The following is a 17,708-nucleotide window of genomic DNA, read 5'->3' on the forward strand; positions in this document are numbered from 1 at the left end:
GCAAAATAAAAACGAAGATGTTATATTAATAAACGCTGTTGCTGATGATAAAAAACAGCAAAAAATAATAAAAAACATTGTTGACAATCGATTTTAGATTTGTTAATATAAAAAACGTCGCTGTTAAAGCGATTGAAAATGAACCTTGAAAACTGAACAACAAAACGTTAATGCAATAAATTATCTAGTTGTTAACCCTCGTTAACAATCTAGATTCGGACATTAAATTTTTGAGCAAATCAAATTTTCTTTTATGGAGAGTTTGATCCTGGCTCAGGACGAACGCTGGCGGCGTGCCTAATACATGCAAGTCGAGCGAACCAATTGAAAGCCTAGCTTTCATGAGGTTAGCGGCGGACGGGTGAGTAACACGTGGGTAACCTGCCCTATAGACTGGGATAACTCGCGGAAACGCGTGCTAATACCGGATAATACATCAAAGTGCATGCTTTGATGTTGAAAGATGGTTCTGCTATCACTATAGGATGGGCCCGCGGCGCATTAGCTTGTTGGTGGGGTAACGGCCTACCAAGGCGACGATGCGTAGCCGACCTGAGAGGGTGATCGGCCACACTGGGACTGAGACACGGCCCAGACTCCTACGGGAGGCAGCAGTAGGGAATCTTCCACAATGGGCGAAAGCCTGATGGAGCAACGCCGCGTGAGCGAAGAAGGTCTTCGGATCGTAAAGCTCTGTTGTAAGGGAAGAACAAGTGCAGTAGTAACTGGCTGCACCTTGACGGTACCTTACTAGAAAGCCACGGCTAACTACGTGCCAGCAGCCGCGGTAATACGTAGGTGGCAAGCGTTGTCCGGAATTATTGGGCGTAAAGCGCGCGCAGGCGGTCTCTTAAGTCTGATGTGAAAGCCCCCGGCTTAACCGGGGAGGGTCATTGGAAACTGGGAGACTTGAGTGCAGGAGAGGGAAGCGGAATTCCATGTGTAGCGGTGAAATGCGTAGAGATATGGAGGAACACCAGTGGCGAAGGCGGCTTCCTGGCCTGTAACTGACGCTGAGGCGCGAAAGCGTGGGGAGCAAACAGGATTAGATACCCTGGTAGTCCACGCCGTAAACGATGAGTGCTAAGTGTTAGGGGGTTTCCACCCCTTAGTGCTGCAGCTAACGCATTAAGCACTCCGCCTGGGGAGTACGGTCGCAAGACTGAAACTCAAAGGAATTGACGGGGGCCCGCACAAGCGGTGGAGCATGTGGTTTAATTCGAAGCAACGCGAAGAACCTTACCAGGTCTTGACATCCCGCTGACCGCTATGGAGACATAGCCTTCCCTTCGGGGACAGCGGTGACAGGTGGTGCATGGTTGTCGTCAGCTCGTGTCGTGAGATGTTGGGTTAAGTCCCGCAACGAGCGCAACCCTTGTCCTTAGTTGCCATCATTCAGTTGGGCACTCTAAGGAGACTGCCGTACAAATACGGAGGAAGGTGGGGATGACGTCAAATCATCATGCCCCTTATGACCTGGGCTACACACGTGCTACAATGGACGGTACAAACGGTCGCGAAGTCGCGAGACGGAGCCAATCCGAAAAAACCGTTCTCAGTTCGGATTGCAGGCTGCAACTCGCCTGCATGAAGCCGGAATCGCTAGTAATCGCGGATCAGCATGCCGCGGTGAATACGTTCCCGGGCCTTGTACACACCGCCCGTCACACCACGAGAGTCTGTAACACCCGAAGTCGGTGAGGTAACCCTTTCGGGAGCCAGCCGCCGAAGGTGGGACAGATGATTGGGGTGAAGTCGTAACAAGGTAGCCGTATCGGAAGGTGCGGCTGGATCACCTCCTTTCTAAGGATATTTACGGAAGCATTAGCGTTTTGTGTTCAGTTTTGAAGGTTTATGACCTTCAAAGTTATAGTGTTGTTCTTTGAAAACTGGATAAACGACATTGAAAGCAAGATATTTACTGTAAAGTTCTTAATTTTGGTTAAGTTATTAAGGGCGCACGGTGGATGCCTTGGCACTAGGAGCCGATGAAGGACGGGACTAACACCGATATGCTTCGGGGAGCTGTAAGTAAGCTTTGATCCGGAGATTTCCGAATGGGGGAACCCACTGTTCGTAATGGAACAGTATCTTAACGTGAATCCATAGCGTTAAGAAGGCACACCCAGGGAACTGAAACATCTAAGTACCTGGAGGAGAAGAAAGAAAAATCGATTCCCTGAGTAGCGGCGAGCGAAACGGGAACAGCCCAAACCAAGAGGCTTGCCTCTTGGGGTTGTAGGACACTCTATACGGAGTTACAAAAGGATGGGTTAGACGAACCGTTCTGGAAAGGACGGCCAGAGAAGGTAAAAGCCCTGTAGTCGAAAATCCATCCTCTCCTGAGTGGATCCTGAGTACGGCGGAACACGTGAAATTCCGTCGGAATCCGGGAGGACCATCTCCCAAGGCTAAATACTCCCTAGTGACCGATAGTGAACCAGTACCGTGAGGGAAAGGTGAAAAGCACCCCGGGAGGGGAGTGAAAGAGAACCTGAAACCGTGTGCCTACAAGTAGTCAGAGCCCGTTAACGGGTGATGGCGTGCCTTTTGTAGAATGAACCGGCGAGTTACGATTACGTGCAAGGTTAAGCAGAAGATGCGGAGCCGCAGCGAAAGCGAGTCTGAATAGGGCGTTTTGAGTACGTGGTCGTAGACCCGAAACCAGGTGATCTACCCATGTCCAGGGTGAAGGTGAGGTAACACTCACTGGAGGCCCGAACCCACGCACGTTGAAAAGTGCGGGGATGAGGTGTGGGTAGCGGAGAAATTCCAATCGAACTTGGAGATAGCTGGTTCTCTCCGAAATAGCTTTAGGGCTAGCCTCGTGTGAAGAATACTGGAGGTAGAGCACTGTTTGGACTAGGGGCCCACCTCGGGTTACCGAATTCAGACAAACTCCGAATGCCAGCTATTTATACACGGGAGTCAGACTACGAGTGATAAGATCCGTGGTCAAAAGGGAAACAGCCCAGACCACCAGCTAAGGTCCCAAAGTAATCGTTAAGTGGAAAAGGATGTGGCGTTGCTTAGACAACCAGGATGTTGGCTTAGAAGCAGCCATCATTTAAAGAGTGCGTAATAGCTCACTGGTCGAGTGACGCTGCGCCGAAAATGTAACGGGGCTAAACGATTCACCGAAGCTGTGGATTCGTGCGTTGCACGAGTGGTAGGAGAGCGTTCTAAGTGCGTCGAAGTCAGACCGGAAGGACTGGTGGAGCGCTTAGAAGTGAGAATGCCGGTATGAGTAGCGAAAGATGGGTGAGAATCCCATCCACCGAATGACTAAGGTTTCCTGAGGAAGGCTCGTCCGCTCAGGGTTAGTCGGGACCTAAGTCGAGGCCGAAAGGCGTAGACGATGGACAACAGGTTGATATTCCTGTACCACCTCCCCGCCGTTTGAGTGATGGGGGGACGCAGGAGGATAGGGAATGCACGCCGTTGGTCGAGCGTGTCCAAGCAGCAAGGCGTGGAAGTAGGCAAATCCGCTTCCTAATACGCTGAGCTGTGATGGGGAGCGCGTTACGCGCGAAGTTCCTGATTTCACACTGCCAAGAAAAGCCTCTAGCGAGGCGGGAGGTGCCCGTACCGCAAACCGACACAGGTAGTCGAGGAGAGAATCCTAAGGTGAGCGAGAGAACTCTCGTTAAGGAACTCGGCAAAATGACCCCGTAACTTCGGGAGAAGGGGTGCTCATTGGGGTGCAAGCCCTGATGAGCCGCAGTGAATAGGCCCAGGCGACTGTTTAGCAAAAACACAGGTCTCTGCAAAACCGTAAGGTGAAGTATAGGGGCTGACGCCTGCCCGGTGCTGGAAGGTTAAGAGGAGGAGTTAGCGCAAGCGAAGCTCCGAATTGAAGCCCCAGTAAACGGCGGCCGTAACTATAACGGTCCTAAGGTAGCGAAATTCCTTGTCGGGTAAGTTCCGACCCGCACGAAAGGCGTAACGATCTGGGCACTGTCTCAACGAGAGACTCGGTGAAATTATAGTACCTGTGAAGATGCAGGTTACCCGCGACAGGACGGAAAGACCCCGTGGAGCTTTACTGTAACCTGATATTGAATTTCGGTGCAACTTGTACAGGATAGGTAGGAGCCGTAGAAGGGGGAGCGCCAGCTTCCCTGGAGGCGCCCTTGGGATACTACCCTGGTTGTACTGAAATTCTAACCCGCAAGCCTGATCGGCTTGGGAGACAGTGTCAGGTGGACAGTTTGACTGGGGCGGTCGCCTCCTAAAAGGTAACGGAGGCGCCCAAAGGTTCCCTCAGAATGGTTGGAAATCATTCGCAGAGTGTAAAGGCATAAGGGAGCTTGACTGCGAGACCTACAAGTCGAGCAGGGTCGAAAGACGGGCTTAGTGATCCGGTGGTTCCGCATGGAAGGGCCATCGCTCAACGGATAAAAGCTACCCCGGGGATAACAGGCTTATCTCCCCCAAGAGTCCACATCGACGGGGAGGTTTGGCACCTCGATGTCGGCTCATCGCATCCTGGGGCTGTAGTCGGTCCCAAGGGTTGGGCTGTTCGCCCATTAAAGCGGTACGCGAGCTGGGTTCAGAACGTCGTGAGACAGTTCGGTCCCTATCCGTCGTGGGCGTAGGAAATTTGAGAGGAGCTGTCCTTAGTACGAGAGGACCGGGATGGACACACCGCTGGTGTACCAGTTGTCTTGCCAAAGGCACCGCTGGGTAGCTATGTGTGGACGGGATAAGTGCTGAAAGCATCTAAGCATGAAGCCCCCCTCAAGATGAGATTTCCCATTGCATAAGCAAGTAAGATCCCTCAAAGACGATGAGGTAGATAGGTCCGAGGTGGAAGCACGGTGACGTGTGGAGCTGACGGATACTAATCGATCGAGGACTTAACCAATCATTTCAATGTCGTTATCCAGTTTTGAGAGAACAACCTCTCATATAGTGAAGTGACGATGGCGAAGAGGTCACACCCGTTCCCATACCGAACACGGAAGTTAAGCTCTTCAGCGCCGATGGTAGTAAGGGGCTTCCCCTTGTGAGAGTAGGACGTCGCTTCGCAGAAGGCACCACAATAATGGTGCTTTTTTTATTGCAAAAATTGAAGCCCCTTACTAACAAGGACTGAAAGTCCGATCGGCGCGATACAGAAACCACATGCTAAACAAAAGTAAAATAAATATTTGAAGGAGACGAGAAGCACGGGGACCAAGAAGTTCAAGGAAGCGAGGCAGCCCGGAGCGGAGCGTACTATGTACGTGAGCACCGGACTGCCGAAGCTGACACAGAAATTCGCTGGTCAACGTGCTTCGGAGTTAGCGCCGATGGTAGTTAAGGGGTCCCCTTGTGAGAGATAGACGAGCGCTTCGCAAAAAGGCACCACAATAGTGGTGCTTTTTTATTGCAGAAATTGAAGCCCCTTACTACCAAGGACTGAAAGTCCGAACGGCGCGATACAGAAACCACATGCTAAACAAAAGTAAAATAAATATTTGAAGGAGACGAGAAGCACGGGGACCAAGAAGTTCAAGGAAGCGAGGCAGCCCGGAGCGGAGCGTACTATGTACGTGAGCACCGGACTGCCGAAGCTGACACAGAAATTCGCTGGTCAACGTGCTTCGGAGTTAGCGCCGATGGTAGTTAAGGGGTCCCCTTGTGAGAGATAGACGAGCGCTTAGCAGAAGGCACCACAATAGTGGTGCTTTTTTTATTGCAAAAATTGAGCTCCTTACTACCAAGGACTGAAAGTCCGATCGGCGCGATAGAGAAGTGGCAATTAAAACGAAAGCAAAACAATTATTTGGAGGAGACGGAACGTGGACGGGAGTTAACAACTTCTTCCAACTCTATTGTACTGAGTTTTCACAAAATAAAATATTGACATTATTGTTAGACGCTTCAACTTCTACATCAATACCGTTTGGAATTGTCATCATTGGATCCGTGTGTCCAAAATCAACATTATACACAATTGGAAAATCATATCCTTTAGTAGCTTGGCAAATGATATCTATAAATGTATAATCTTGTGAAAATTCTACTTTTGGATGAAAACGTCCGACCACTATTCCATTAATTTTTTCAAAAACCCCCATATGCCGTAACTGAGTTAAATAGCGATCGATAGTACCAGGATTTTCTTGTTCATCTTCTTCTAAAAATAGTATTTTGTTATCAAAGGTTGGAAGAAACTCTGTTCCTGCTAATAGTAACATTGTCCCCATATTGCCAGCTAAGATACTTCCCCTTGCTCTTCCTTCTTTAATAATAAGAGGTCCTTCATTTTTAGTAAGTTGTCGTGGTCGATTATCCTCTATATCCCAAGCTAAAAATTCGCTTGTCCAATATTTACTAGGAGGAATGCGTATTTCATCATTTTGGGTCATTAAAACGTCTTTAAATATTTTCTTTGTGTATTCTAACATTCCACCATATTCACCAAATTGAGGTAATAGTGCGGGTCCCATAAAGGTTATTAGTTCAGATTTTTTATGAATAGCTAATAGAATAGCAGTGAAATCACTATAACCCAATATTATTTTTGGATTTTGCTTTATAAGATTATAATCAATGTATTCTAATAGTTGGTGTGAATTGTAACCACCTATTGTATTAATAATAGCTTTTACTTCGTGATCTTGAAACATTTCATGTAAATCCTCTAACCTTTCTTCAACGGTTCCTGCTAAATGTCCAATGCGTTTCAGAGCATTTTTCCCTATTTTCACCTTAAAACCCATACTCTCTAATTCAGAAATTCCTCTTTGAAATCTATTAGGGCAAGCTGCTGCAACTGGAGATGAAGTAGATATGATTCCTACAGTATCCCCCGGTTTTAATAATTTTGGTTTAATCATAAACATAACCTCTCTTTACCCAGTTTTTTATTGAATGATTAAGTTTATCATAATATCCTTCATGTCTATGTCAATTGTTCGGATGTATGTATCGTATGTATCTGTTTTAGTACATCAAAACCATGCAATTCGGGCAATATTAAATCAAAAAGAATTATCATATTCACTCTCCCGATTTTTAATTAAACCTTCAGTTTTAGTATTCGCTACATCAGTAATTTATCCTTCAAACTTAAGATCCACTTAATACTCGGGCATTAATCAAAAAATAAATTCTTATGTTCCATAAATAGCATCAGTTTTTACAAATAATATTAATTAAAGAATTACACACGAAAATAATAAGAATTTACTAATTAGTTATTGAATCTTCCATATAATTCATTATTTTTCTTTATGTATAATAGGAGAATAAAATGTTTTTCATGAAAGGATGAATTATTTGGCTAAAAAAACAATCTGGGTGGAAATGGAAGAAAATGAAACGCCTGAACAATGTATAACAAGAATAGAACAAATGGGGTATAAGCCAATTGTTCGAAAAGAGGAGCCAGTCTTTCAATATTTTAATGGTGAGATTACGTATTTTCGTCAAAAAGTTAAATTTAAGGCGGAATTACTTGAAGAAAAAACAAAAAATGAGAAAAACACGAACATTAAATAGTGGTATTTTATAATTGTTCGCATTTTTTAATTGATTTTCTTCTTCACCCTTGCTACAATGAACAGAGGAAAACTCCCTCATATATGCTAGAGAATATGGCTCTAGTGTCTCTACCCGACACCGTAAATGTCGGACTATGCGGGAAAGCAACTTTTGGATGATTCGGTAGGTTGGAAATAAATTACCTCAACCTTCTGTTTTGCTATGTCCTCAAGTACTCTGCTTTCTACCGTGTAGCGAAGGCGGGCTATTTGAGGATTTTTTTACGAATACATGTAAATACATTGTTAACTTAAAAAGGAGCGTTATTAATGAATCCTAAAATCGGAGTCATAATGGGAAGTTCCAGTGATTGGGATACGATGAAACATGCTTGTGACATATTAGACGAGTTAGAAGTGCCATACGAAAAGAAAGTTGTATCAGCTCATCGAACTCCTGATTTGATGTTTGAATATGCCGAAACTGCCCGTTCACGTGGTATTGAAGTCATTATTGCCGGAGCGGGAGGAGCAGCTCACTTACCGGGGATGGTTGCAAGTAAAACAACTTTGCCAGTCATCGGTGTACCTGTACAATCAAAAGCTTTAAATGGACTTGATTCATTGCTTTCCATTGTGCAAATGCCTGGTGGTGTTCCTGTAGCGACAGTTGCTATTGGCAAAGCAGGTGCCACAAATGCTGGACTCTTAGCAGCACAAATTTTATCCATTACAGATAAACAAATAGCAGAAAAACTGGAAGCAAGACGTGAACAATTAAAACAAAAAGTATTAGAAAGTTCAGGTGACTTGAAGTGACAAAAACAATATACCCCGGTCAAACGATTGGCATCATCGGGGGTGGACAGTTAGGACGAATGATGGCTCTCAGTGCAAGAGAAGCAGGTTTCAAAATTGCAGTTCTTGATCCGACAATGGATTCACCATGTGGTCAAGTTGCAGATATACAAATTGTAGCTCCGTATGATGATGAAGCTGCACTTGAAGAATTAGCGGAAATAAGTGATGTCATCACTTTTGAGTTTGAAAATATAGATTATGAAGGACTAAAACGATTAACAGAGATTGCCTACGTTCCTCAAGGCGCGGAAATTATTCGCATTACTCAAAATCGAGTAACGGAAAAGGAAGCTATTGTAAATGCCGGTTGCCCTGTTGCACCGTATATTGTTTGCGAGAGCTATGAAGAACTTGTTGAAAAAATAGATCAAATTGGTTTTCCGAGCATTGTGAAAACTGCCCGTTTTGGTTATGACGGAAAAGGTCAACAAAAGCTTCTATCAAAAGAAGACTTGCCATTAGCTAAAAATTTATTTAATCACTCACAATGTATTGTGGAAGGATTTATCCCATTTGAGAAGGAAATTTCCGTCATTATCCAAAGGAATGGAAATGGAGAAACTTATTGTTTACCAGTTGGCGAAAATGTTCATATTAACCACATTTTACATGAAACAATTGTGCCTGCTCGAATTTCTACAGAAACAAAACAATTAGCGGAAGAAGCAGCACGAAAAATCGCTGAACATTTGCAATTAATTGGAACATTAGCAGTTGAAATGTTCGTATTAAACGATGGACAAATTATCATTAATGAACTAGCACCAAGACCGCATAATTCCGGTCATTATTCCATTGAAGCATGCAACATTTCTCAATTCGCGCAACATATCCGTGCTGTTGCAGGATGGCCATTGCGTGAACCAAAACTACATTCTCCAGTAGTGATGGTAAACGTATTAGGGCAACATGTAGCGCCGCTTTCCAATTCCATTACTAAATATCCACATTGGTCGATTCACCTCTATGGAAAGAAAGAGGCAAAAGTTAACCGAAAAATGGGACATGTAACAATACTAACTGATAACATCGAAGAAACACTAATAGAAATTGAAGCTTCTGGCATTTGGTCAGAATGAGGAAAAGGAGATTTGAAAATGATTGAACGTTATACTCGTCCAGAAATGGGAGCAATTTGGACTGAAGAAAATAAATTTAAAGCTTGGCTTGAAGTTGAGATTTTAGCGTGTGAAGCATGGGCTGAACTTGGAGTTATTCCAAAAGAGGACGTAGTGAAATTGCGTCAAAACGCTTCATTTGATATTAACCGTATTTACGAAATTGAACAAACAACGAAACATGATGTAGTAGCATTTACTCGCGCTGTTTCTGAGACGCTTGGGGAAGAAAGAAAATGGGTTCATTACGGACTGACTTCAACAGATGTTGTAGATACTGCCCTCTCTTATTTAATTAAACAAGCAAACAACATTCTACGAAAAGACATTCAAAAATTTATTGATGTATTAACAGCCAAGGCAAAAGAACATAAATATACGGTGATGATGGGGCGCACTCATGGAGTACACGCAGAACCGACAACATTTGGATTAAAACTTGCCTTATGGCGTGAAGAAATGTTACGCAATCTAGAACGATTTGAAAGAGCAGCAAAAACGATTGAGACAGGTAAAATTTCAGGAGCTGTTGGAACATACGCCAACATCGATCCATTTGTAGAGCAATACGTTTGTGAAAAATTAGGTCTAACGCCAGCACCAATTTCAACTCAAACATTGCAACGTGATCGCCATGCAGAATACATTGCAGCATTAGCTCTAATTGCAACTTCCATTGAGAAATTCGCAACGGAAATTCGAGGATTGCAAAAATCCGAAACTCGAGAAGTTGAAGAAGGATTTGCAAAAGGACAAAAAGGTTCATCAGCAATGCCGCATAAACGCAATCCAATCGGATCAGAAAACATGGCTGGAATTGCTCGTGTAGTACGTGGACATGTGATCACAGCTTACGAAAATGTTTCTTTATGGCATGAGCGTGATATTTCTCATTCATCAGCAGAACGTATCATTATTCCTGATACAACGATAGCACTTAACTATATGTTGAACCGTTTCAGCAATATCGTGAAAAACTTAACCGTTTTCCCAGAAAACATGAAACGCAATATGGACGCTACGTTCGGACTAATTTATTCACAGCGTATTCTTCTAGCATTAATCGATAAAGGATTATCTCGCGAAGAAGCTTATGATACTGTTCAACCATTAACGGCAAAAGCTTGGGATGAACAAAGACATTTCCGTCCGCTTGTTGAAGCAGATGAAAAAATCAGTTCACTTTTATCTAAAGAAGAAATTGATGATTGTTTCGATTACAACTGGCATTTGAAAAATGTTGATTTGATTTTTCAACGTTTAGGATTAAATGATTAATCGGTACAGTAAAAGGCGAAGCCATTGAAAAATTTAAATTATTGGGGGAACGGTTATGGAAAAAGGTGCGCTGTTATACGAAGGAAAAGCGAAACGCTTATATGCAACAGATGTGGAAGATGTTTTGTTTGTTGAGTATAAAAACAGTGCGACAGCCTTTAACGGGCTGAAGAAAGCAGAAATTGAGGGGAAAGGAATATTAAATAATAAAATTTCTACCCTGATTTTTGAAAAATTAAAACAGCATGGTATCGAATCTCACTTTATTAAGAGTGTATCTGAACACGAACAACTAGTAAAAAAAGTGGATATCATCCCCCTTGAAGTGGTTGTTCGCAATATATCAGCAGGTAGCTTCGCTGAAAGGCTTGGCATTGAAGAAGGAACAAAGTTAAAGCGTCCGATTGTTGAGTTTTACTATAAAAATGACGCATTAAAAGATCCTTTGATTAACAACGAACATATTGACATACTTGGGATTGCATCAAAAGAAGAAGTTGAAACGATTACTAACAATGCATTTAAAGTGAATGAAGCATTGAGGAAAATATTTGAAGAAATCGATGTAGTATTAGTTGATTTTAAATTGGAATTCGGTCGTGATAAAGAAGGCAACATCTTGCTTGCGGATGAAATCTCTCCAGATACTTGCCGACTCTGGGATGCGGAAACGAATGAAAAGCTGGATAAAGACGTATTTAGACGTGATCTTGGTAGTTTAACAGATGTTTATAACATTATTCTTTCTAGACTTGGAGGAAAGTGATATGAAAAAAGTTAAAATTTACGTTACGTTACGTGAAAGTGTATTAGACCCACAAGGCTCTGCAGTAAAAGGATCTTTAGTAAATATGGGATATAAAGAAGTTGAGGACGTACGTATCGGTAAATATTTAGAAGTATTAATTTCAGATACTGAACGTGATATTGACGCATTGGTAAAAGAAATGTGTGAAAAGCTGCTGGCAAACACTGTGATTGAGGATTATCGCTTTGAAGTCGAGGAGGCTAATTAATCATGAAATTTGCTGTACTCGTATTCCCAGGGTCGAACTGTGATATCGACATGTATCATGCAATAAAGGACGAACTAGGTGAAGAAGTAGAATATGTTTGGCACGATGCAACAGATTTAAGTAAATTTGATGCGATTTTAATTCCTGGAGGATTCTCATACGGGGATTATCTCCGTTGTGGAGCCATGGCAAGTCAATCAAATGTTATGAAAGCAGTGAAAAAGGCAGCAGAAGAAGGAAAACCAGTTTTAGGAGTTTGCAACGGATTCCAAATTTTAACGGAAGCGGGTTTGCTACCAGGGGTTTTACTTCGCAACCAAAACTTAAAATTCATTTGCCGAACAGTTCAATTAAAAGTTGAAAATAACAATACGCTATTTACAAATCAATATGAGCAAGGGCAAATCATTAATATTCCAATCGCTCATGGTGAAGGAAACTATTTCTGTGATGAGGAAACATTAAAAAAATTACAAGAAAAGAATCAAATCGTTTTCACTTATTCAGGTGAAAATCCAAATGGAAGTCTATCAGACATTGCAGGTATTGTGAATGAGCGTGGTAACGTTCTTGGTATGATGCCACACCCTGAACGTGCGGTGGATGCATTACTTGGCAGTGCAGACGGACTAGCATTATTCAAATCAATTGTGAAACAGTGGAGGGAATCACATGTCTAATTTAGAACCAACTGCAGAACAAATTAAGGAACAAAAGCTTTATCGTGACATGGGGTTAAGTGATGAAGAGTTTGCGATGGTTGAGAAAATTTTAGGCCGTCTTCCAAATTGGACAGAAACAGGTTTGTTCTCTGTTATGTGGTCTGAACACTGTTCTTATAAAAACTCAAAACCGGTATTGCGTAAATTCCCAACAAGCGGACCTCGCGTATTACAAGGTCCTGGAGAGGGTGCGGGGATTGTTGACATAGGTGATGAGCAAGCAGTTGTATTCAAGATGGAATCTCATAACCACCCTTCAGCGATTGAACCTTACCAAGGTGCAGCAACAGGGGTTGGAGGGATTATTCGTGACGTGTTCTCCATGGGTGCTCGTCCAATTGCACTGTTAAACTCTTTACGTTTCGGTGAATTAAAGTCGCCTCGAGTGAAATACTTATTTGAAGAAGTAGTGGCAGGAATCGCTGGATACGGAAACTGCATCGGTATCCCAACTGTTGGTGGAGAAGTTCAATTTGACCCTTGCTATGAAGGAAATCCTTTAGTAAATGCTATGTGTGTTGGTTTAATTGACCATAAAGATATTCAAAAAGGTGTGGCTAAAGGTGTAGGCAATACTGTCATGTATGTGGGTGCTAAAACAGGGCGTGACGGTATCCACGGTGCGACGTTCGCTTCTGAAGAATTAAGTGAAGAATCAGAAGAAAATCGTCCAGCAGTTCAAGTTGGGGACCCATTCATGGAAAAACTTCTATTAGAAGCTTGTTTAGAAGTTGTAAAATCAGATGCTCTCGTTGGTATACAAGATATGGGAGCTGCAGGTTTAACTTCCTCTTCAGCAGAGATGGCTTCAAAAGCTGGTTCAGGTATCGAAATGAATTTAGATTTAGTGCCGCAACGTGAGACAGGCATGACTGCCTATGAAATGATGTTATCAGAATCACAAGAACGAATGCTTTTAGTCGTGAAAAAAGGTCGCGAAGAAGAAATCAAACAAATCTTCGAAAAATACGGATTAGATGCTGTTGCAATCGGCCGAGTGACAGACGATAAAATGTTGAGGCTGATTCATAAAGGTGAAGTTGTAGCTGAAGTTCCAGCTGATGCATTAGCAGAAGATGCACCAGTTTATCATAAACCTTCTAAAGAACCTGCTTATTTTAGCGAGTTCCAAGCAATGGAAAACGCGGAGCCTGAAGTAAGTGACTTGAAAGAAACGTTGAAACAATTACTTCAAGCACCGACTATTGCTTCAAAAGAATGGGTTTACAATCAATTTGACTATCAAGTTCGTACAAATACAGTAGTAACTCCTGGTTCAGATGCGGCAGTATTGCGCATTAGAGGTACAAATAAAGCACTTGCTATGACAGCTGACTGCAACTCTCGCTACATTTATTTAGATCCAGAAACAGGTGGCAAAATCGCGGTGGCAGAGGCTGCTCGCAACATTGTTGCATCAGGTGGCGAACCGCTAGCAATTACAGACTGCTTAAACTTTGGTAATCCAGAAAAGCCAGAAATCTTCTGGCAATTAGAAAAGAGTGCGGATGGTATTTCTGCGGCTTGTACAGCTTTAAAAACACCAGTTATTAGCGGCAACGTTTCCCTTTATAATGAACATTCAGGTCAAGCTGTATATCCTACTCCAACAATTGGTATGGTTGGTTTAATTCAAGATTTATCACATGTGACAACACAACAAGTTAAACAAGCTGGTGACGTTGTTTATATACTTGGTGAAACGAAAACAGAATTCGGTGGATCAGAACTACAAAAATTAGTTCATGGCAAAATCTTTGGTAAAGCGCCAAGCATCGATTTAGAGGTGGAGGCAGCGCGCCAAAAAGCATTACTTTCTGCAATTCGTGCTGGACTTGTTCAATCTGCTCATGACGTATCTGAAGGCGGCGTAGCAGTTGCGTTAGCTGAAAAGACTTTCGGAACTGAAGGGTTAGGACTTCATGTGAGATTAGAAGGATCACCTGTAACTGCTTTATTCAGTGAATCTCAATCTCGTTTTATCGTCACAGTAAAAGAAGAAAACGTGAAGCAATTTGAAGAATTGATTACTGATGCAAAGAAAATCGGACTTGTTACAAATGATGGGAAAATCACAATTGAAGGCGAATCAGGCTTGTTAATTGAGGGGTCTGTGGAAGAATTTTGTTCTGCTTGGAAAGGAGCTATCCCATGCTTGCTGAAATCAGAGGCTTAAATGAAGAATGTGGTGTTTTTGGGATATGGGGACATGAAGCGGCAGCTCATTTAAGCTATTACGGTTTACATGCTTTACAACATCGCGGTCAAGAAGGTGCTGGCATCGTCGCTACTGACGGCCAGTACTTCAAAGCGGTAAAAGGTGAAGGTTTAGTAAATGAAGTATTTAATGAAGAAAAATTAAAAAGTTTGAAAGGCACTTCTGCCATTGCTCATGTTCGCTATACAACTGCAGGCGGCGGAGGAATAGAGAACGTACAGCCGTTATTGGTTCGTTCCTCAACTGGCACGATTGCTTTGGCTCATAATGGTAATTTAGTCAATGCGAATCATTTGAAACAACATCTTGAACGATCAGGTAGTATTTTTCATTCTACTTCAGACACGGAAGTAATTGTGCATTTAATTAAAAAAAGCAAAAAGCCTCGCTTCCGTGAGCAAGTAAAAGAAGCTCTTTCTCTATTGAGAGGTGCATTCTCCGTCATTATTTTAACGAAAGATAAAATGATCCTAGCTCGAGATCGCAATGGTTTACGTCCACTGTCAATTGGTAAATTAGGGGACGCTTGGGTGGCTTCGTCTGAAACTTGCGCCTTTGATTTGATTGGTGCGGAGTTTATACGGGAAGTGGAGCCGGGAGAATTAGTTGTTATTTCAGAAAAAGGTATCGAAGAAGATCGCTATGCTCAAATGGAACAAAGAGCAATGTGTGCAATGGAATATGTTTATTTTGCACGTCCTGACTCAAATATTGATTATGTCAACATTCACATGGCTCGTAAACGTTTGGGTAAACAATTAGCAAAAGAAATGGGTTCAATCGATGCGGATGTTGTAACAGGTGTTCCGGATTCCTCCATTTCAGCTGCAATTGGTTTTGCAGAAGAAATTGGCATTCCTTACGAAATGGGATTAATCAAAAATCGTTATGTGGGAAGAACATTTATTCAACCGACACAAGAATTGCGTGAACGCGGAGTAAAAATGAAATTATCTCCTGTCGTTCAAGTCGTTCGTGGAAAACGAGTAGTCATGGTGGATGATTCCATCGTTCGAGGAACAACTTCTCGTAGAATTGTCAAAATGTTAAAAGAAGCTGGAGCAAAGGAAGTGCATGTAGCAATCACTTCTCCTCCAATTTCGAATCCTTGCTTCTATGGAATAGACATTTCATCAGATGAAGAGCTAATCGCAACAGGAAAAACAATCGATGAAATCCGTGATGCAATTGGTGCAGATTCCTTAACATTTTTATCTCCAGACGGATTAGTAGAAGCAATCTCAAGACCTTTTGACGATGAGAATGGCGGTCTTTGCATGGCATGCTTTACTGGAAAATATCCAACTGAAATTTTCCCAGACACTGTCTTACCACATATTAAAGAACTTTCACATTAAGGAGGAAGAATCATGTCAAAGGCATATGAACAAGCGGGAGTCAATATTGAAGCTGGTTATGAAGCTGTTAAACGCATGAAATCCCATGTAGAAAGAACAAAACGAATTGGTGTCATGGGAACGTTTGGTGGCTTCGGTGGCATGTTCGATTTATCTTCATTAAATTTAAAAGAACCTGTTCTAATTTCTGGTACAGATGGTGTCGGGACTAAGCTCAAATTAGCATTTATGGCCGATAAACATGACACGATTGGCATTGACTGCGTGGCGATGTGTGTGAATGATATCGTTGCTCAAGGTGCAGAACCGTTATACTTTTTAGATTATATTGCAATTGGGAAAGCAGACCCTGAAAAGATCGAGCAAATTGTAAGTGGCGTTGCAGATGGCTGCGTTCAGGCAGGTGCTGCACTCATCGGCGGGGAAACTGCTGAAATGCCTGGTTTGTATGATGAAAATGAATATGATGTAGCTGGTTTTGCGGTTGGGGCTTGTGAAAAATCTCGTGTCGTTACTGGGGAAAAAATTGTTGAAGGGGATGTCCTTGTTGGACTTGCATCTAGCGGCGTGCATTCCAATGGTTATTCCTTAGTTCGCAAAATCGTATTTGGAAATTGCGGCTATAAATATGATGAATTGATTGAAGGTTATGAAGATTTGGGGCCAATTGGTGATGCTTTGCTTACACCAACAAAAATTTACGCCAAACCAGTTCTTGAGATGTTAAAGCAAGTGGACGTTCACGGCATGGCTCACATTACTGGTGGTGGATTTTATGAAAACTTGCCTCGAATGATGCCAGAAGGACTTGCAACAGAAATTGATTTAGGATCATGGGAAACTCTTCGAATTTTCGAATTTTTGAAGGATAAAGGTTCGCTATCAGACAGAGATTTATACAACGTATTTAATATGGGGATTGGATTTGTTCTTTCCGTTTCTCCTGAAGATGCGGATAAAATAATTCAAATTGCAGAAGCCCACGGGGAGAAAGCGTATCAAATTGGGCGTGTTGTAAAAGGCGAAGGGGTTTTATTTAATGGAAAACACGATGGGAGCTTGAGCCAATGACAACGAAAATAGCAGTGTTTGCATCAGGAAGTGGATCGAATTTTCAAGCGATTCAAGAATCCATCGAACGTGGAGAATTAAATGCAAACATAGAAGTTGTAGTAACAGATAAACCCAATGCATATGTGGTTAAAAGAGCGGAGAAATTCGGCATCCCAGTTTTCGCATTTTCACCAAAAGATTATGCTTCAAAAGCTACATATGAATCTGAAATTGTAAAAATATTGAAACAAAAAGCGGTGGAATGGATTGTATTAGCTGGGTATATGCGCTTAATTGGCGACACATTACTTACTGAATATCCTAATAAAATCGTTAATATTCATCCTTCTCTATTACCAGCTTTTCCTGGAAAAGATGCGATTGGACAAGCAATGGAACATGGCGTGAAAGTCACTGGGGTTACTGTTCATTATGTTGATGAAGGGATGGATACAGGTCCAATTATTGCACAAAGAGCGGTAGAAGTTGTGGATGGTAATCGAGAAGCAACGGAAGAACGTATTCACAAAGTAGAACATGAACTTTATCCAAAAACGTTAAAAAAATTATTTGAAAATAAATAATTGCAAAAATAGAGTATAAACTGGAGGC

At 42.4% G+C, this 17,708-nt stretch carries 12 protein-coding genes, 3 rRNA genes and 1 riboswitch; of the genes, 14 read left to right on the forward strand and 1 reads right to left on the reverse strand.

What is annotated here, in order from left to right; translation table 11 throughout:
- Positions 1-250 precede the first annotated feature (250 nt).
- From NST00_RS04935 to rrf, 3 genes are all read left to right on the forward strand, one after another.
- A 16S ribosomal RNA gene (locus tag NST00_RS04935) occupies positions 251-1,803 on the forward strand.
- A gap of 137 nt (positions 1,804-1,940) precedes the next feature.
- Positions 1,941-4,867: ribosomal RNA gene (locus NST00_RS04940) — 23S ribosomal RNA — on the forward strand.
- 48 nt (positions 4,868-4,915) lie between these two features.
- Positions 4,916-5,031: ribosomal RNA gene (gene rrf, locus NST00_RS04945) — 5S ribosomal RNA — on the forward strand.
- The 16S, 23S and 5S rRNA genes sit together here, the layout of an rRNA operon.
- Before the next feature lie 785 nt (positions 5,032-5,816).
- Here the strand turns inward: rrf and NST00_RS04950 are convergent.
- A complete protein-coding gene (locus NST00_RS04950) occupies positions 5,817-6,827 on the reverse strand; it encodes a S66 peptidase family protein (protein WP_016838773.1) in 1,011 nt (336 codons plus the stop codon).
- 433 nt (positions 6,828-7,260) lie between these two features.
- Here NST00_RS04950 and NST00_RS04955 point away from each other — a divergent pair, with 433 nt between their 5' ends.
- The 11 genes from NST00_RS04955 to purN all read left to right on the forward strand — a co-directional run bounded on the left by NST00_RS04955 (position 7,261) and on the right by purN (position 17,680).
- Positions 7,261-7,491 (forward strand): NETI motif-containing protein, encoded by a 231-nt coding sequence (locus NST00_RS04955; protein ID WP_409373611.1) that lies wholly within the window; start codon positions 7,261-7,263, stop codon positions 7,489-7,491.
- A gap of 57 nt (positions 7,492-7,548) precedes the next feature.
- Positions 7,549-7,648, forward strand: a riboswitch (purine riboswitch).
- Positions 7,649-7,802: 154 nt separating this feature from the next.
- On the forward strand, positions 7,803-8,291 hold the full coding sequence (gene purE / locus NST00_RS04960; protein ID WP_016838771.1) for a 5-(carboxyamino)imidazole ribonucleotide mutase: 489 nt from the start codon (positions 7,803-7,805) through the stop codon (positions 8,289-8,291).
- Positions 8,288-9,412, forward strand: a complete 1,125-nt coding sequence (gene purK, locus NST00_RS04965) for a 5-(carboxyamino)imidazole ribonucleotide synthase (protein ID WP_016838770.1) — start codon at positions 8,288-8,290, stop codon at positions 9,410-9,412. Before purE ends, purK begins: the two co-directional genes overlap by 4 nt.
- Positions 9,413-9,430: 18 nt before the next feature.
- Positions 9,431-10,729 (forward strand): adenylosuccinate lyase, encoded by a 1,299-nt coding sequence (purB, locus tag NST00_RS04970; RefSeq protein WP_016838769.1) that lies wholly within the window; start codon positions 9,431-9,433, stop codon positions 10,727-10,729.
- A 55-nt stretch (positions 10,730-10,784) separates the two neighbouring features.
- Positions 10,785-11,495: a phosphoribosylaminoimidazolesuccinocarboxamide synthase gene (gene purC / locus NST00_RS04975; RefSeq protein WP_016838768.1), complete on the forward strand. Its 711-nt coding sequence runs from the start codon at positions 10,785-10,787 to the stop codon at positions 11,493-11,495.
- A 1-nt stretch (position 11,496) separates the two neighbouring features.
- Complete coding sequence (purS, locus tag NST00_RS04980) at positions 11,497-11,745, forward strand: phosphoribosylformylglycinamidine synthase subunit PurS (RefSeq protein WP_016838767.1); 249 nt, start codon at positions 11,497-11,499, stop codon at positions 11,743-11,745.
- Between the two features lie 2 nt (positions 11,746-11,747).
- Positions 11,748-12,425: a phosphoribosylformylglycinamidine synthase subunit PurQ gene (purQ, locus tag NST00_RS04985; protein ID WP_016838766.1), complete on the forward strand. Its 678-nt coding sequence runs from the start codon at positions 11,748-11,750 to the stop codon at positions 12,423-12,425.
- The gene (purL, locus tag NST00_RS04990; RefSeq protein WP_096549751.1) at positions 12,418-14,643 is read left to right on the forward strand and encodes a phosphoribosylformylglycinamidine synthase subunit PurL; all 2,226 of its coding nucleotides are present in this window, start codon (positions 12,418-12,420) and stop codon (positions 14,641-14,643) included. Before purQ ends, purL begins: the two co-directional genes overlap by 8 nt.
- A complete protein-coding gene (purF, locus tag NST00_RS04995) occupies positions 14,619-16,043 on the forward strand; it encodes an amidophosphoribosyltransferase (protein WP_016838764.1) in 1,425 nt (474 codons plus the stop codon). The genes purL and purF overlap by 25 nt, the downstream gene beginning before the upstream one ends.
- Before the next feature lie 12 nt (positions 16,044-16,055).
- Positions 16,056-17,114: a phosphoribosylformylglycinamidine cyclo-ligase gene (purM, locus tag NST00_RS05000; protein ID WP_016838763.1), complete on the forward strand. Its 1,059-nt coding sequence runs from the start codon at positions 16,056-16,058 to the stop codon at positions 17,112-17,114.
- Positions 17,111-17,680 carry a phosphoribosylglycinamide formyltransferase gene (purN, locus tag NST00_RS05005; RefSeq protein ID WP_016838762.1) on the forward strand — a complete coding sequence of 190 codons (570 nt, stop codon included), beginning with the start codon at positions 17,111-17,113 and terminating at the stop codon, positions 17,678-17,680. The genes purM and purN overlap by 4 nt, the downstream gene beginning before the upstream one ends.
- Positions 17,681-17,708 lie beyond the last annotated feature (28 nt).

It is taken from the genome of Ureibacillus sp. FSL K6-0165 (assembly GCF_038004285.1).
Classification (GTDB): domain Bacteria; phylum Bacillota; class Bacilli; order Bacillales_A; family Planococcaceae; genus Ureibacillus; species Ureibacillus thermosphaericus.

What these genes read in the sequence shown, in the direction of transcription:
- NST00_RS04950 (WP_016838773.1), bottom strand. Translation starts at nt 6,827, where the DNA reads ATGATTAAACCAAAATTATTAAAACCGGGGGATACTGTAGGAATCATA.
- NST00_RS04955 (WP_409373611.1), top strand. Translation starts at nt 7,261, where the DNA reads ATGAATTATTTGGCTAAAAAAACAATCTGGGTGGAAATGGAAGAAAAT.
- purE (WP_016838771.1), top strand. Translation starts at nt 7,803, where the DNA reads ATGAATCCTAAAATCGGAGTCATAATGGGAAGTTCCAGTGATTGGGAT.
- purB (WP_016838769.1), top strand. Translation starts at nt 9,431, where the DNA reads ATGATTGAACGTTATACTCGTCCAGAAATGGGAGCAATTTGGACTGAA.
- purC (WP_016838768.1), top strand. Translation starts at nt 10,785, where the DNA reads ATGGAAAAAGGTGCGCTGTTATACGAAGGAAAAGCGAAACGCTTATAT.
- purS (WP_016838767.1), top strand. Translation starts at nt 11,497, where the DNA reads ATGAAAAAAGTTAAAATTTACGTTACGTTACGTGAAAGTGTATTAGAC.
- purQ (WP_016838766.1), top strand. Translation starts at nt 11,748, where the DNA reads ATGAAATTTGCTGTACTCGTATTCCCAGGGTCGAACTGTGATATCGAC.
- purL (WP_096549751.1), top strand. Translation starts at nt 12,418, where the DNA reads ATGTCTAATTTAGAACCAACTGCAGAACAAATTAAGGAACAAAAGCTT.
- purF (WP_016838764.1), top strand. Translation starts at nt 14,619, where the DNA reads ATGCTTGCTGAAATCAGAGGCTTAAATGAAGAATGTGGTGTTTTTGGG.
- purM (WP_016838763.1), top strand. Translation starts at nt 16,056, where the DNA reads ATGTCAAAGGCATATGAACAAGCGGGAGTCAATATTGAAGCTGGTTAT.
- purN (WP_016838762.1), top strand. Translation starts at nt 17,111, where the DNA reads ATGACAACGAAAATAGCAGTGTTTGCATCAGGAAGTGGATCGAATTTT.